This is a genomic window from Flavobacterium psychrotolerans, from assembly GCF_003097635.1.
GTDB lineage: Bacteria > Bacteroidota > Bacteroidia > Flavobacteriales > Flavobacteriaceae > Flavobacterium > Flavobacterium psychrotolerans.
The window spans coordinates 19,082-35,760 of the sequence record NZ_QCZI01000012.1; the positions used below are offsets into that span (position 1 = coordinate 19,082).

Consider the following 16,679-nt stretch of genomic DNA (forward strand, 5'->3'; position numbering starts at 1 on the left):
CAAGCAAACAAAAACGGCAACGGTAAGTTAAAGTTTTTTTAATATCAATAAAATCATAAAAAACGATAGCTTTGTTGCTTTAAAACAAAGCAATGATTAACCCATCGGCACCAGGTTGGATTGATAAATTTTTTATCAAACAGAAATTTTCAGAACATACGGTTTCTAAGACTACGGATTCTTTTTATCTGAAAGTGAGAAAAACGGGCTTTATTTACGGGCATATCGTTTCGTTTGATACCGCAATTCCTATCGAAACCAAAGGATGGTTTAAAACCGAAATCTCTAAAGTAGCGTTACTAAATACCCTGTTTGATGTTTTTTGCCTGACCACTAAAGATGCGGATTCGGTGCATTTTATTTCCCAAACCGTGTCGTTCTACAATCAGATGAACCCACAGGGATTTAGCTTGTTCAAAAACATATTGCCCAAACATTCTCCATCCCTAACCTTGGAAAAAATAATTGACGAACGCGTTCAAACCAACGAGAGTATCATCAGCAAAAATTTTTCCCATTTGGTAACCAATGCCTTATTGTTTATAGATGTTTTGGCTTTTCGGCAATATTTAATCCACGATGCCATTCCGGAGAAGTACCTAAAAAAAATGGAGGAAACGGTGGTGAATGTGGTTACGCTGGCTCTGAAAACCAAGTCGAATAAATCGCAACACGATGATGTATTGATTAAGCTTTTTGAAGCTTCCATACGATATAGCAAATTTTCTACTGTTGTGATTCAGAATTTAGATGCCTTAAAATTGGATTATTTTGCCAATGAATTGGAGCAACAGTATTTAATAGATATGGCTGGAATTGCTTTGTGGAGCGATGGTATAATTGAAAAAAATGAGGCTTATTTTTTGCATTCCTTGGCAAAGGCCTTAGCCATTCCCGACGATTTTGTAACGCAGAGCATTATTGATACGAATGACTTTATTGAAAAATACAAAAAGGAGATTCCTTATTTTAACCATCCTAATCCGGTCAAACATTTTTATGAGCATACCACTCAAAGTGTGGTGACTTTAATTTCCCGCAATAAAAACAGACTGGTAAAGGAAATTGTTCAAAGTAAAGAACTGATGCTGCTATTAGCTCATTCCACTAGAAGAGATTTGAATGACAAGGAAAAGAAAAAGGTGAAAAGGCAGTTGCTGGACATTTGCAAAACCATTCCTTCGTTGACCATTTTTTTGCTTCCGGGTGGCAGTTTGTTATTGCCTATTTTAATTAAATTTATCCCAACCCTTCTGCCTTCTGCTTTCAATGAGAATCTTGAAAACGAAGATTAACTTTTTGTAGTAAAATAAAAAAACTGCCCGAAAGCAGTTTTTAATATTCATAAGTGGAGTTCAATTAAAATTTCAATTGATATACATCGTCCAAATCTACATCGGAACTGATATTTACATCCAAATCGGTTACAAAACCCGAATTGAGCCCGTAAGCCCAACCGTGAAGGGTTAATTCCTGACCGTTTCTCCAAGCGGATTGTACAATGGAAGTTTTGGCCAAATCAAAAACCTGTTCTTTTACATTTATTTCCACAAAAGCATTGAACCGGTCGTTTTCATTCGGGATGGAATCTAAATAGGTTTGATGCAAACGATAAATATCTTTAATGTGACGAATCCAGTTGTCAATAATCCCGATAGAATCATTTCCCATCGCCGCTTTAATCCCACCGCAGCCATAATGACCACAAACCAGAACGTGTTTCACTTTTAAAACATTCACGGCATAATCCAGAACGCTTAACATGTTCATATCGGAGTGGATTACCATATTGGCGATGTTTCTGTGAACAAAAACTTCTCCTGGCTTTGCTCCAATAATTTCGTTTGCAGGTACTCTACTGTCCGAACAGCCTATCCAAAGTAATGGGGGGGTTTGTCCTTTAGCTAAATCTTGAAAATAATTGGGATCAATCTCTAAAGATTTTTCTACCCATTTTTTGTTATTATCTAATATTTTTTTATAAAAATCGTTCATAGTTGTTGTTTTTAGTAATGTATAAAATCTGCCGTATTAAAGTTGTGATGTAATTGAATTTAATGGTTCAAATATAATGTAGTTGTAGGTCTTATTCAGTAAATACCTCATGTTTTATTTCCTTTTTTACCATTACCCTTTTTGCAAAGTCATAGTGGCTCTCTATGGTGACATGATTTAGGGTATCGGAACTGTTTTTCAATAGGTACGCTTTTTTAAATCCTTTAAGTTTAACCTTGATGTTATCATCTATTGCTCTGGTCTTCTTAAATTCACGAATTAAATCTAAAATATCATGAGCGATATAAACCGTGTCATGCGCATTGATAATCACTTTGGAATTCACCGGAATATCATTTAGGGTAGATTTGATTGCCGCTTTATTTAAAAAGGAAACTTCTTGTGCTAAATCAATATGAATCACATCACCATCTTCATACTTTTCTTTTCTAAAACTATAGGCTCTTTTAAGATTTCCTTTTAGTATGAAAATAATACTAATGATGATACCCAAAGCGACACCTTTGAGTAAATCCAAGAATACTACCGCTAATAATGTGGCAATAAAAGGGATGAACTGGTATTTCCCGTTGTCCCAAAAATGCTTGAATGTTGCTGGTTTTGCCAATTTATATCCCACTAAAATTAAAATTGCAGCTAAGGTAGCCAACGGTATTTTATTCAAAATAAACGGAATGGTTAAGACACTTAGCAATAACAAAACACCGTGAATGATAGTTGACATTTTAGATTTGGCTCCTGCATTATTATTGGCAGAAGAGCGTACTACCACAGAGGTCATTGGTAATCCGCCTAAAAGCGAACTGACAATGTTTCCAATTCCTTGGGCTTTCAGCTCTACATTGGTATCGGTGTAACGTTTATGGATATCCATCCTGTCAGAGGCTTCAATACATAATAATGTTTCTATTGAGGCCACTATGGCAATAGTCAAACCTACAATCCAAACCTGTGGATTGGTTATTCCTGAAAAATTTGGCGTCACAATAATTTGCTTGAATTCCTCTAAAGTGGTAGGAACCGGTAAGGATACTAAGTGTTGTTTCATTATAGCCAAGGAACTTCCGGTTGCAACAAAAATTTCATTTAATAGCACACCAACAACTACCGCCACCAATGCACCGGGAATTAATTTTAATTTTTTTAAAAAAGACACTTTATCCCAAATAAGCAATATAAAGATGGATACAAAACTAATGAGTATGGATCCCAATTGGACATAATTTAAAATGCCCAATAAGGCCGAAAACGTATTGCTTCCGTCGGATTGTGAAAAAGACAAATCTCCTTCAAAATCGCTATCATAACCAAAAGCGTGGGGCAGTTGTTTTAAAATTATTATAATCCCGATTCCGGCTAGCATTCCCTCAATAACATTTGTTGGAAAATAATTTGAAATACTTCCCGCCTTGACAAATCCAAGCGCCAATTGAATTAAACCAGCAATGAAAACAGCTGTTAAAAAAACATCAAAGGCCCCTAAATCGGTAATGGCCGTTAAAATTATCGCAGTCAAACCAGCTGCGGGTCCAGAAACACTAATATGGGATTTACTTAAATAGCCCACTACAATTCCTCCAATAACTCCAGAGATGATTCCGGAAAATAACGGGGCACCTGAGGCCATTGCAATACCTAAACACAATGGGAGCGCCACCAAAAAAACCACTAAACCAGATGCGAAATCGGATTTAAGGCTGGCAAAAAGATTTATTTTTTTCATAATACCTTACTTAAAATTGAATACAAAGAGTTATCTCACATTGAAAAATGTGAGAAATAATCATAATTTCAAACTGTTGAAATTAGAGTTGTATTAAACGTGTTCGGGTGGGGGGATAAAAATTTTTGAAGCAATTTTATCGTGTTTCGACAAATTCTCAGAATGAATTAGACTGGAATTTAAATCGCACAATTGGAGTGTTTCGTAGGTAACGTCAAAATGAAATATTGCTTTAATTTGTTTGCTGGAGTGTTCTTCTTCAGAAAAACCGTAAAATACTGAAATGTCTGTATTTTTCTCGATTAAGCAAACAACAGTTGGCGTGATGAGAAAAGTGACAAAGATAAACAATACTATACCTGCTATTATTTTCATTGCGACAAAAATAGAATTAAAAGGAATGAAATTTAAAAAACAAGATTAAAATTTAAAACAAATTTAACACTATAAAAAGCTAAAATTAGGGTGTTTGTTTTGGCTTTCTTTGGCGGTAGGGTTGAAATCTTATAACGTTTCATCCAGCCATGCCTGCATCATCCAAATGGTTTTTTCCTGTTCTCCAATAAAATCACTCATCATAGAATTAGTTCCTTCGTCATTAATTTGAGATGCTTTGACAAGTATACCCCTTTCAATTTTTAGCAAATGGGATACAGAATCTACAATTAGGTGAATCGCTTTTTCATCATTTGAAACATTTTTGCCAACAACCAATTGATTGTATTTGATGTAATCCTCAAAGGTATGCAATGGCCTTCCTCCAAGTGTGAGCACGCGCTCGGCTATCAGGTCAATTTTTAATTGGGAATCATTGTACAATTCTTCAAATTTAACATGTAAATCAAAAAAACGCTTGCCACGGATATTCCAATGAATACCTCTTAAATTCTGATAATATACTTGGAAATTGGACAGTAAGACATTTAATTCTACTATGATTAATTCTGATTTTTCTACGGGTAATCCTAAGATATTAGTTTTCATTGTTTTTATTTTGAACAAATTTAGAGAATAATCGAACGGACATATTATAAATTAAATTGATTGTTTTTATATTTGCATCAAAAATTACTATATAATGACCATTACCCAACTAAAATACGTGCTGGCTGTTGCAGAGTATAAAAACTTTACACTTGCTGCCGAGAAATGTTTTGTAACTCAACCTACATTGAGTATGCAAATTCAAAAAATAGAAGACGAATTAAGTATTTTAATATTTGACCGAAGCAAAAAGCCCATTCAGCTTACCGATATAGGGCAAAAAATTGTTACCCAAGCCAAAAATATTGTCAATGAAGCCGATAGGATTCAAGATATAGTAGAACAGCAAAAAGGGTTTATTGGTGGGGAATTTCGATTGGGAATAATCCCAACAATTATGCCTACCATATTACCTATGTTTTTGAATAATTTTATTAAAAAATATCCAAAAGTAAAATTAATCATTGAAGAGCTAAATACAGATGAAATCATTGCTAAACTCAATAACGGTAACCTTGATGCCGCTATAGCCGCAACACCATTAGCTGAAGAAAAGATCAAAGAAATCGTATTGTATTTCGAGCCATTTGTAGCCTATGTTCCCGAAAGTCATACCCTTTTTAAGAAAGAGGAAATAGAAGTTTCAGATTTAAACTTGGATGATATTTTATTGTTGCAGGACGGCCATTGTTTTCGTGACGGCATCATGAATTTATGCAAAAGCTATCATAAAAACGAATTCAACCGGTTCCAAATTGAAAGCGGCAGTTTTGAAACCTTAATTAAATTAGCTGATGAAGGTTTAGGAATGACTTTGCTACCTTATTTACACACCTTAGACCTAAAGGAAAATGACAAATTAAAATTAAGGCATTTCAAAGAGCCCAAACCTGCTCGAGAAGTCAGTTTAATCTACCCCAAAAGCGAATTGAAAATACATATTATAGATGCCCTACGAACCACTATTGCTGGAGTTGTAAAAGGAGCAATTGTTTTTCAAAATGTACAAATCATTAGCCCGATCGCTAAGAAATAATAAAAAGGAGCAATTTGCTCCTTTTTTTTGTAGGACTCCAATATTTTTGAGAAGTCCCTATGCCGTTTTATTTGACGGAAGTTTTATCGATGCTTAAGGCATAAAATATAGCGTTGATGCCTTAATTGAAATTTTATGAGTGTTATGTGTTAACCTCTATTAAAGCGATTTAAAAGTTTAACACAATATTTTGTTTATGTATTTTTTTGTATCATTAAACAAATTGTATCTTTACAGGAGTTTAATGATACTATCAAAATTATGGCAACCGCAAAAAAAGCAACTACAAAAAAGGATATAATAGATGATAATCAAATTATTTCCTATTATATGGATTCTGTTTTAGAAAATAATCAGGCTCCAAAAAATGTCTTTCTTTTTTGTAAAGACAAGAAGATTGATGAAGCCGATTTTTATTCTTTCTTTGGTTCGTTCCGTGGCGTAAAACAAGCAATATGGGTAAAGTTTTTTGAAAATGCAGTATCCACAATAGAGAAAGAGGAAGGTTTTTCATCCTATACTTATAAGAATAAAATGTTGACGTTATATTTTACATTATTCGAAATACTGACGCTCAACAGAAGTTATGTTATTTATGCTTTGGAAGAGAATCAGGAAGGCTTGAAAAATTTAAAAGACTTGACACAATTCAGAGATCATTTCAAATCGTTTATAGTTGAAATTATAGAAACAAATGCCTCGGAAAGTGTTGTGAATCTGGATAAAATTAAAAAGCCTCTTTTTTCGGAAGGGGCTTGGATACAGTTTTTGTTTATTTTGAAATTCTGGATGGAAGATACGTCTAAAAGTTTTGAAAAAACAGATATTGTTATTGAAAAATCAGTAAATACCGTTGTCGATTTATTAGATACAAAGCCTTTGGAAAGCTTATTTGATTTAGGGAAATTTCTTTGGAAAGAACGCAAAATGTAATATTTAGTAATTGTTAGCAGTAATCCATAGAATTTACATTTAAACCATATTAGATGAAAACATTAGATAAAATTCCGACAGGAAAAATTGAGCGTGCCAGTCAACTGGTGAAAACCGGTTTTAAGGTTGGAGGAAATTATGTGGCATACTATGGAGAAAAAATAATCAATCCTTCATTGACCAAGGAAAAGCTGAATGAAAGTAATGCGGAAGATATTTATGACGGTTTACAGAATTTGAAGGGAAGTGCCTTGAAGGTTGCCCAGATGTTGAGTATGGACAAAAGTATTATGCCACAAGCTTATGTAGATAAATTTTCGTTATCACAATTTTCCGTTCCGCCATTATCGGCGCCATTAGTCAGAAAAACATTTAAAAAATATTTAGGTAAATTCCCGGAAGACCTATTCGATACGTTTACCCCAGATTCCATAAATGCAGCAAGTATCGGTCAGGTACACTCGGCTACAAAAGACGGAAAGAAACTTGCCGTTAAAATTCAATATCCTGGAGTTGCAGAGAGTATAAGTTCTGATTTGGCATTGGTAAAGCCTTTTGCTACCAGAATGTTCAATCTGAAAGGTAAAGATTCTGAGAAATATTTTATAGAAGTAGAACATAAATTATTGGAAGAAACCAATTATGTTTTAGAGCTCCAACAAAGCATAGAAATGGCTGAAGCCTGTAAAAACATCAAAGATTTACGATTTCCGAAATATTACCCCGAATTGTCATCAGAAAAGATTTTGACCATGGATTGGATGGAAGGGGAACATTTGTCTGAATTTGTGGCTCATAATACCGATAGAGCAAAAGGGGACAAAATCGGTCAGGCGCTTTGGGATTTTTATATGTTTCAGATGCATGAGTTGCGACAAGTACATGCAGATCCGCATCCCGGTAATTTTTTAATCGACAAAGAGTCTCTTTTGATGCCGATTGATTTTGGATGTATTAAGAAAGTGCCGGAGGAATTTTATGTGCCTTATTTTGAATTGGCAAATCCAAAATTTATTAATAATCCAATACTATTTAAAGAAAAATTATATCAATTAGAAATATTGAGACCCGACGATTCTAAAATAGAGATTACGTATTTTACAGAAATATTTCATAAGCTATTGAGTTTGTTTACCAAACCGTTCCATGTGGATTATTTTGATTTTTCGGACGAAGCCTTTTTTGCAGCCATTGCAACCATGGCAGAAGAATTTACAAAAGACACCCAGTTAAGGAAGATGAATGGGAATAGAGGTTCCAAACATTTTTTATATATAAATAGAACATTTTTTGGATTATACAATCTCCTGAATGATTTGAAAGCAAGAGTTGATACTAAAAATTATATGATATATAATAGTGTTGAAAAATAGTTAGTTTGTTGGTTATTATGTTGATTATAAGAGCGTCTTTTTTGGGGAAATTCGCTCTTATTTTTTTGTATAAAATAATTTTATCTGAAAGAATGTCCCATGCTTCCATTCTTTATTTAAATTTGAAATTTAATTTCAATATTTTTTCAATTTATGTTAATCGTCAATAATATTTCCTTTTCCTATAACGACACCCCTGTCATACAGAATATCAGTTTTACTATTCAGAAAGGACAAAATATAGCTATAATTGGGGAAAGTGGATGTGGGAAAAGCACGCTTTTAAAATTAATATATGGGTTATATGATTTAGATAAAGGGGAAATAGTTTATGATAATAAACAAATTTTAGGGCCTAAATTTAACCTAGTGCCTGGAGAAGATTACATTAAATACTTGGCGCAAGATTTCGATTTAATGCCTTATATTAACGTAGAAGAGAATATAGGCAAGTTTCTTTCGAATATGAACAAAGATAAAAAGGCTGCTCGTGTCCGCGAATTATTGGAAATGGTAGAAATGACGGAATTTGCAAAAATAAAACCTAAATATTTAAGTGGAGGACAGCAACAACGGGTGGCCTTAGCCCGAGTTTTAGCATTAGAGCCCGAGGTCTTGTTATTAGATGAACCTTTTAGCCAAATAGATACTTTTAGAAAAAGTGCTCTTCGAAGAAATCTATTTCAATATTTAAAGGCAAAACAAATCATTTGTATCATTGCCACACATGACAGTAAAGATATTCTGGCATTTTCAGACGAGACGATTGTCATTCAAAACGGGAATCTTATAGTTAAAGACCAAACCCAAAAAGTTTATGAACTTCAAAAAAGTAAATATATAGCCTCTCTCTTTGATGAGGTAAATGAAATTCCTTCACATTTGCTTCAATCTTCAACAGATAAAGAAACTATACTTTTAGTTTATCCGTATCAACTTCAAGTGGTAGAAAAATCAGATTTGAAAGTTCGGATTCAGAATTCTTTTTATAAAGGGAACGGGTATTTAATTGAAGCTGTTTTTGAAAAGCAACGGCTCTATTTTGAGAGTTTAACAGCGCTGGAAAAAGAAATTTTTATTTTTCTGGCATTAAAAAAATAATTAAATATTTCGTATTGTTTTAAGATAAATAAAGGACTTAATAAGAGAATGTATGGATATTTATTTTATTTTAGCAAAAAATAATCCCACATGAAAAAGTATTACTATTTGTTACTTTTATTTTCAATTTCCCTGACTGCACAATTGCAATGGAGACCGTTAACTTCAATTTTATCTAACGGAAATAACCAACGTTTTGATGATGTTTTTTTTCTAAATGAAAACTTGGGTTGGGCATTAAATGGTGCCTATGCAGCTGTTTTCAAAACCACTGACGGAGGAACAACCTGGACTCAGCAATTATCAGAAAAATCGGCTTCACTACCGGGCAATTATTATTTTAGAAATATTGAATTCCTTAATGAAAATGTTGGCTTTGTAGGCACTCTAAATGGGGCTTTCTTTAAGACCGTTGATGGAGGTAACACCTGGACAACCGTAACGAATTTTTCAACTAATCCTCCAGCGATATGTGGACTTGATACAGTTGGAGCTACTACGGTTTATGGATGTGGAGCCTATTTTTCACCGGCTTACATCATAAAATCCATCGATAGTGGTGAAACATGGCAGTTTATCGACATGAGCGCATATGCAAATGCCCTTGTAGAAATTTTATTTTTGGATGAAAATATAGGATATGTTTCCGGAAAAAGTACTACTGGTGGGGTTGTCCTAAAAACGACAGACGGCGGAAACTCTTGGACGGAGATTTACAATACCAATATTGCTGGAGAATACGTTTGGAAGCTACAAATTCTTGGCTCAGATTCAAAGGTATTATTTGGTTCAGTTGAAACTGAAGCTCCCAATACGGGAAGGCTAATCCAGTCATTAGATGCAGGTGTTAATTGGACGAGCAAAGTTTTTCCTGATACCAATGTTCAGGCTGTTGGTTTCTTGACCGAAAAACACGGTTGGATGGGTGGACATGCGACAGGTTTTTATGAGACTACTGACGGTGGAGATACTTGGACAAATACTACTATTGGGAGTAATTTAAACAGAATATTTATTTTGAATGATAATTTAGCATACGCATCAGGAACTACAATTTATAAATTTAACGATTCCAATTTAGCAACTACTGATTTTGTTGAAAAAGCCAGAATGCCTTTAAAAGCATTTGTACAGCCCAATCCAGTTAAGGACAAATTAAATGTCACTATAGGATTTACTGAAAGTGACCATGTCATCATTGAACTTTATGACAGTTTGGGACATCGGATTAAAGAGCTTCAGAAAGATGATATTAATAAGGCATCGTCAAAAACGTATACTTTCGATTTTCCATATTCAACTGGAGTTTACATAATAAATCTGCATACAAATACGGGAAGACAATCGATAAAGTTTGTGAAATAAGTCCTTAATTAATCTATTTTTTTTGGTAAATAATTGATGGTTGTCAATTTATAAAAATACCGTATCTTGTGGCTCAATAATGTACGGATTATTTAAATTTGGCTTCCTTTTTTTAATAAAATACTAAAAATACCATGATATACCATTCAAAAATATCAGGACTAGGCTACTTTGTTCCTGAGAATATTGTGACCAATGATGATTTGGCAAAAATTATAGACACTAACGACGAATGGATTCAGGAAAGAACAGGAATTAAAGAGCGAAGACATGTTGTAAAAGGAAGCGGAGAAACTACAACAACGATGGGTGTAAAAGCGGCTAAAATTGCCATTGAACGCTCAGGATTGGCAAAAGAGGCTATCGATTTTATCGTTTTCGCAACGATTTCTCCCGACTATTATTTTCCTGGTCCGGGTGTAATGCTACAAAAAGAATTGGGCTTAAGAACAGTAGGAGCTTTGGATATTCGAAACCAATGTTCTGGATTTATTTATGCTTTGTCTATTGCTGATCAATATATTAAGACCGGAATGTATAAGAACATTCTGATTGTTGGTTCTGAATTGCAATCTCTGGGTTTAGACATGACTAATCGGGGACGTGGGGTTTCTGTGATTTTTGGCGATGGTGCAGGAGCAGCCATATTGAGCAGGGAAGAAGATCTTACCAAAGGAATTTTATCGACGCATTTGCATTCCGAAGGGGAACATGCTAAAGAGTTGGCGGTTTTAGCGCCAGGAATGGGAGGGAGATGGGTTACGGATATCCTTGCGGATAATAATCTGGATGACGAAAGTTATTTTCCACACATGAACGGGCAATTTGTGTTTAAAAATGCAGTTGTTCGTTTTAGTGAAGTGATTAATGAAGCTTTGCAAGCTAATAATTTGCAAGTGTCTGATATAGATATGTTAATTCCTCATCAGGCTAATTTGAGGATTTCACAATTTATTCAAAAAAAATTTAGTTTAAGGGACGACCAAGTTTTTAATAACATTCAAAAATTCGGGAATACCACGGCAGCTTCTATACCTATTGCATTGACTGAAGCTTGGGAAAAAGGAAAAATTAAGTCTGGAGATACGGTAGTTTTAGCTGCGTTTGGAAGTGGGTTTACTTGGGCTAGTGCCATAATTAAATGGTAAAAATACTTGTGATTTGCTGAAATCAAAAAAACCGAGACATATATCTCGGTTTTTTTGAAAAAATCTTTATTAGAATTTTTAATCTCTTTTAGGACTATTTTTCTTGTCTCTTTTTTCTTCTTTCTTTTCTTTTGCCGTTTTAAGTGGTTCTTTTTTTACGGTTTTCTTTGCGTCTTGACTTTTGGCCATGATATTTTTTTTAAAGTTAGTTTTAAAATTTATTCAAGTAAAGATAAATATTATTTTTGAGTTTTTTTAAAGACCCAATTCTTTTTTAAGACTTCTATCAAAAAGTCTCAAAATACAGGCTTTGAGCAGTATGATTCCAGTGTAATACCTTTCATTAATTGGTGCGGTTTTGTTTCAAACGGCATACTTTTTTCATTACCCAAGCCATCCATCCCTATCTAAACTGCGATACTGTATTGCCTCTGCAATATGTGAAGCGCCAACATCCTTAGTTCCTTCCAAGTCCGCAATGGTCCGGGAAACTTTTAATATTCGATCATAGGCACGCGCGGATAAATTCAAACGTTCCATGGCGGTTTTCAATAACTGAAGGGAAGTCTCATCAAGTTTGCAAAATTCACGAATGTGTTTCGTATTCATTTGTGCATTATAATTTACGGTTTCATTCGATTCAAAGCGTGACGTTTGAATTTCTCGGGCTTGTGTCACTCTGGCACGTATATCAACACTACTTTCGGCTTTTCTGTCATCAGATAATTTTTCGAAAGGAACTGGGGTCACTTCAATATGAATATCGATTCGGTCTAAAAGAGGCCCCGAAATTTTACTTAAATACCGTTGCATTTCATGAGGTGAGGAGGTTTGTGGTGAATCAGGGTCATTAAAAAAACCACTCGGACTCGGATTCATACTTGCCACTAACATAAAAGAGGATGGATAGGTCACGGTAAACTTGGCTCTAGAAATTGTGACTTCTCGGTCTTCTAAGGGTTGACGCATGACTTCTAAGACATCACGCTTGAATTCTGGTAATTCATCCAAAAACAAAACGCCATTATGAGCCATTGAAATTTCCCCTGGCTGCGGGTAACTTCCACCGCCAACAAGTGCTACATTTGAAATCGTATGGTGTGGGCTTCGAAACGGTCTTTGATTCATCAATCCTACTTCTTTTAATTTTCCCGCAACACTGTGGATTTTTGTGGTTTCGAGTGCTTCGCGCAAAGTCATAGGTGGTAAAATGCTTGGCAAACGTTTGGCTAACATGGTTTTTCCAGCCCCAGGAGGGCCAATAAGAATAATGTTATGGCCGCCTGCAGCCGCAATTTCCATACAACGCTTAATACTTTCTTGGCCTTTTACATCACTAAAATCATGTTCGGGAAAATCCAATGTTTTATAAAATTCGGCACGAGTATCAATCGTTGTGGGTTCTAGTATTCCTTTTCCTTCAAAAAAATCAATAACCTCTTGTACGTTTTCAACACCATATACATCTAAACCCGTTACGATTGCAGCCTCCTTCACATTTTGAATGGGGAGGAAGAACCCTTTAAACCCCTCTTCTTTGGCCTTTATGGCAATGGGGAGAGCGCCTTTTATGGGTTGTAGACTGCCATCCAGAGACAATTCTCCCATGATGATATATTTGTCGACTTCATCGGCTTTAATTTGGGTAGAGGCAACCAGAATCCCAATAGCCAATGTTAAATCATAGGCTGAACCTTCTTTACGTAAATCGGCTGGAGCCATATTTATGGTAATTTTTTTACCTGGCATGTTATATCCGTTGTTTTTTAGTGCAGCGGCAATACGGTAACTACTTTCTTTAATCGCATTATCGGGTAAGCCAACAAGGTGGTACCCAATTCCTTTATCCATGTTTACTTCTACGGTGATTGTCGTTGCTTCTACACCAAAAACGGCGCTTCCAAATACTTTAATTAGCATGTCATAAATTTAGCATGTTAAATTAATAAAATATTGGTTGTAACAAGAAGTAATTTACCATAATTTTGAAATTCAAAAAAAAATAATAATTATGGGAATATTCAATGCTATTTTAGGCAACGCATCAGAAGTAAATATAGAAAACGTTTCAAAAGAATTTGAACCTATCTTAATTGATGGTGAAATTATTGAAAAGGCCTATAAAGTGATTAAAGACATGTTTGTTTTTACGAATAAACGATTAATTTTGGTAGAGAAACAATTGGTAGGTACTAAAGTGGATTATATGTCAATTCCATATTTTAATATCCAAAAGTTTTCTAAAGAAAGTGCTGGAATACTCGATTTGGATGCGGAGTTGAAAATTTGGCTTAAAAGTGAACATACTCCAATATCCAAACAGTTCGGAAAAGGAGGCAATAATATCAATGAGGTTTATCAGATTTTGAGTCAACACACATTAAAATAGAGACTTACAATTATCTATAAAAAATGCATCAATTGTTTTTAGTACACTTGGTGCATTTTTTATTGGTAAACAATGTATTTACACTCCGAAAAGGGCATTATTTATTAAAATCAGTATTGCTGAATTGTAAATATTGGTATTGAATTATCATATACCCCTAAAATTTGGTGGTATATTTTGAAATAATGATAAAAATTAAATAATAAAACGTGTTTTTAATGGGGGTTTCAAATGTTTTTATACTTTTATCAAAATTTTAAAACTAAAAACAATGCGAAAAATTATTTTAAGTGTGATTCTAATCACGATTTTGGTATTATCCATTTTCTCCATTTATTTATTTCCGGATGTTACAACATTAGGAGCGCACGTTGTTGCCCTAAAATTAGACACTGGTGATACGGCTTGGATGATAGTAGCCACCGCTCTTGTACTGATAATGACACCAGGACTTGGTTTCTTTTATGGAGGTATGGTTGGGAAAAAGAATGTAATTAGTACCATGTTGCAAAGTTTCATGGCAATGGTAATTGTAACGGTTTTATGGGTAGTTATTGGATTCGGATTGTGTTTTGGACCAACTATTGGTGGTTTCATAGGTAATCCAACATTCAATATGTTTTTTCAAGGGGTAAGCGCTAATACGGCTTGGGAATTGGCTCCAACTATTCCAATGCTTTTATTTGCTTTTTTTCAAGCAAAATTTGCTATCATCACGCCAGCGTTAATCACAGGGGCTTTTGCAGAACGTATCCGTTTTTGGGCATACTTGTTATTTATGGTTTTATTCATATTATTAGTATATGCACCTTTGTGCCACATGACTTGGCATCCTGATGGAATGTTCTTCAAAATGGGAGTTCTTGATTTTGCAGGAGGCACAGTAGTACACATGAGTGCAGGTTGGGCAGCTCTTGCAGGAGCAATGTTTTTGGGAAAAAGAAAAGTTCAAAAAGTAAACCCGGCTCGTATTACATATGTGTTGTTAGGGACTGGTTTGTTGTGGTTCGGTTGGTTTGGTTTCAATGCGGGTTCTGCAGTAGGTGCTAGTAGTCTTGCTGCTCAAGCACTAGGAACTACAACTGTTGCTGCCGCTGCTGCTGCAATGGCTTGGGTATTTCTTGATAAAATTTTGGGTCACAAATTATCAGCAATGGGAGCCTGTATAGGAGCTGTTGTGGGGTTGGTTGCGATTACGCCAGCTGCAGGTTTCGTTTCAATTCCTTCTGCAATTGCCATTGGTGTAATTGCAAGTATTGTAAGTAACCTTGTAGTGAGTAAATTCCCTAAAGGAAAAATTGACGATGCTTTGGATGTATTTGCCTGTCACGGTGTAGGTGGTATGGTTGGTATGCTTTTAACGGGTGTATTTGCTTCAAAATCAGTGAATCCTATTGTTGGCGACAACCAAGGTTTGATTTTTGGTGACGCCACTTTATTTTTAATCCAATTAAAAGCATTGGTTTTGGTATCAATATTTGCTTTTGCAGTTTCATACGCTTTATTCTTTATTGTGAACAAAATTACTCCATTAAGAGTAAGTGAAGAAAAAGAAGAATTAGGTTTAGATATTTCTCAACATGGTGAATATTTGTAAGTCATTTAAATAAAGAAATCAAAACACTCTAGAGATTCGTTTTTAGAGTGTTTTTGATTTTAAATACATAAAAAACAAAAAAAGCTCCGTTTGATGTAAACGGAGCTTTTTATTTATAAAATTTTTTGAATTAATAATATTTTAGAAGCTTAACACTAACCTTAAGTTTCAATTTTAGCAAATTAAAATTTACTGAGACAAACTTAATGAAAACGAAAACGAAATAGTCTTAAAATTTTATTAATTTTAATTATATTTTTAAAGACATTTTACCCAATATATTTAGATGCTAGTTCTGTTAAATCCCCAATGATGACTAAAACAGTGACAATTTGACAATTTTTTATAAATGGCAGTAATTTTGATTATAAAGTTTGCAATGAAATTTAAAAATATATTCAAAAATAAAAGCAAGATGACCACTGAAAATACAGAACGAGATCAGGAAATAGACGATGCTACATTAGAAGCAAATGCCAATGGAGAACAACTTATCGTTGAAGAGTTGTCTTTGGAAGAGCAATTAGCGCAAGATTTAGTTAAGGAAAAAGATAAGTTTTTAAGACTTTTTGCCGAATTCGAAAATTATAAAAGACGAACTGCCAAAGAGCGTTTGGATTTATTTAAAACTGCCAATCAGGAAGTTTTACAAGCTATGTTGCCCGTAATGGATGATTTTGACAGGGCATTGACTGAAATAAAGAAGTCGGACGATGATCTTTTGTTGAAAGGAGTGGAACTCATTCACGAGAAATTAAAAAACACTTTAATTTCGAAAGGTTTAGAAGAGGTTGAAATAAAAGTGGGTGATATTTTTAATGCCGATTTTGCTGAAGCAATTACTCAAATTCCAGCCCCATCGCCTAATTTTAAGGGAAAAATTGTTGATGTTTTAGAAAAAGGGTACAAACTGGGCGATAAAATCATCCGTTTCCCAAAGGTAGTTATAGGTAACTAAATACCATTTTCTACAAACTGGAACTAATTTTTATATTGAATAAGAAATTTAGAAAG

General features: G+C 34.3%; 15 protein-coding genes. 10 read left to right on the plus strand and 5 right to left on the minus strand.

Going from position 1 to position 16,679, the window contains the following annotated elements; genetic code table 11:
- Window positions 1-92: 92 nt before the first annotated feature.
- On the plus strand, window positions 93-1,295 hold the full coding sequence (locus DB895_RS10080) for an LETM1-related biofilm-associated protein (protein ID WP_116725242.1): 1,203 nt from the start codon (window positions 93-95) through the stop codon (window positions 1,293-1,295).
- A gap of 64 nt (window positions 1,296-1,359) precedes the next feature.
- On the opposite strand, the gene can is transcribed toward DB895_RS10080, so the two are convergent.
- The 4 genes from can to DB895_RS10100 all read right to left on the minus strand — a co-directional run bounded on the left by can (window position 1,360) and on the right by DB895_RS10100 (window position 4,723).
- On the minus strand, window positions 1,360-1,995 hold the full coding sequence (gene can / locus DB895_RS10085; RefSeq protein WP_116725243.1) for a carbonate dehydratase: 636 nt from the start codon (window positions 1,993-1,995) through the stop codon (window positions 1,360-1,362).
- 91 nt (window positions 1,996-2,086) lie between these two features.
- Window positions 2,087-3,739, minus strand: coding sequence for a SulP family inorganic anion transporter (locus DB895_RS10090; protein WP_208012158.1), 1,653 nt, complete (start codon window positions 3,737-3,739; stop codon window positions 2,087-2,089).
- A gap of 93 nt (window positions 3,740-3,832) precedes the next feature.
- The gene (locus DB895_RS10095) at window positions 3,833-4,114 is read right to left on the minus strand and encodes a hypothetical protein (RefSeq protein ID WP_116725245.1); all 282 of its coding nucleotides are present in this window, start codon (window positions 4,112-4,114) and stop codon (window positions 3,833-3,835) included.
- 129 nt (window positions 4,115-4,243) lie between these two features.
- Entirely contained in the window at window positions 4,244-4,723 is a 480-nt protein-coding gene (locus tag DB895_RS10100) for a Dps family protein (protein WP_116725246.1), read from the minus strand.
- A gap of 94 nt (window positions 4,724-4,817) precedes the next feature.
- Between DB895_RS10100 and DB895_RS10105 the strand changes: the two genes are divergently transcribed.
- The 6 genes from DB895_RS10105 to DB895_RS10130 all read left to right on the plus strand — a co-directional run bounded on the left by DB895_RS10105 (window position 4,818) and on the right by DB895_RS10130 (window position 11,679).
- Entirely contained in the window at window positions 4,818-5,759 is a 942-nt protein-coding gene (locus tag DB895_RS10105) for a LysR family transcriptional regulator (RefSeq protein ID WP_116725247.1), read from the plus strand.
- A gap of 261 nt (window positions 5,760-6,020) precedes the next feature.
- Window positions 6,021-6,692 carry a TetR family transcriptional regulator C-terminal domain-containing protein gene (locus tag DB895_RS10110; protein WP_116725248.1) on the plus strand — a complete coding sequence of 224 codons (672 nt, stop codon included), beginning with the start codon at window positions 6,021-6,023 and terminating at the stop codon, window positions 6,690-6,692.
- Window positions 6,693-6,745: 53 nt separating this feature from the next.
- Window positions 6,746-8,065, plus strand: a complete 1,320-nt coding sequence (locus tag DB895_RS10115) for an ABC1 kinase family protein (RefSeq protein ID WP_116725249.1) — start codon at window positions 6,746-6,748, stop codon at window positions 8,063-8,065.
- A 153-nt stretch (window positions 8,066-8,218) separates the two neighbouring features.
- A complete protein-coding gene (locus DB895_RS10120; protein WP_116725250.1) occupies window positions 8,219-9,166 on the plus strand; it encodes an ABC transporter ATP-binding protein in 948 nt (315 codons plus the stop codon).
- 90 nt (window positions 9,167-9,256) lie between these two features.
- Window positions 9,257-10,531 (plus strand): YCF48-related protein, encoded by a 1,275-nt coding sequence (locus DB895_RS10125; RefSeq protein ID WP_116725251.1) that lies wholly within the window; start codon window positions 9,257-9,259, stop codon window positions 10,529-10,531.
- Between the two features lie 137 nt (window positions 10,532-10,668).
- On the plus strand, window positions 10,669-11,679 hold the full coding sequence (locus DB895_RS10130) for a 3-oxoacyl-ACP synthase III family protein (RefSeq protein WP_116725309.1): 1,011 nt from the start codon (window positions 10,669-10,671) through the stop codon (window positions 11,677-11,679).
- 384 nt (window positions 11,680-12,063) lie between these two features.
- On the opposite strand, the gene DB895_RS10140 is transcribed toward DB895_RS10130, so the two are convergent.
- Entirely contained in the window at window positions 12,064-13,599 is a 1,536-nt protein-coding gene (locus DB895_RS10140; protein WP_116725252.1) for a YifB family Mg chelatase-like AAA ATPase, read from the minus strand.
- A 91-nt stretch (window positions 13,600-13,690) separates the two neighbouring features.
- Between DB895_RS10140 and DB895_RS10145 the strand changes: the two genes are divergently transcribed.
- The 3 genes from DB895_RS10145 to DB895_RS10155 all read left to right on the plus strand — a co-directional run bounded on the left by DB895_RS10145 (window position 13,691) and on the right by DB895_RS10155 (window position 16,623).
- The gene (locus DB895_RS10145) at window positions 13,691-14,068 is read left to right on the plus strand and encodes a PH domain-containing protein (RefSeq protein WP_116725253.1); all 378 of its coding nucleotides are present in this window, start codon (window positions 13,691-13,693) and stop codon (window positions 14,066-14,068) included.
- A 271-nt stretch (window positions 14,069-14,339) separates the two neighbouring features.
- The gene (locus tag DB895_RS10150) at window positions 14,340-15,665 is read left to right on the plus strand and encodes an ammonium transporter (RefSeq protein WP_116725254.1); all 1,326 of its coding nucleotides are present in this window, start codon (window positions 14,340-14,342) and stop codon (window positions 15,663-15,665) included.
- 379 nt (window positions 15,666-16,044) lie between these two features.
- Window positions 16,045-16,623 carry a nucleotide exchange factor GrpE gene (locus DB895_RS10155; protein WP_116725310.1) on the plus strand — a complete coding sequence of 193 codons (579 nt, stop codon included), beginning with the start codon at window positions 16,045-16,047 and terminating at the stop codon, window positions 16,621-16,623.
- Window positions 16,624-16,679: the final 56 nt, after the last annotated feature.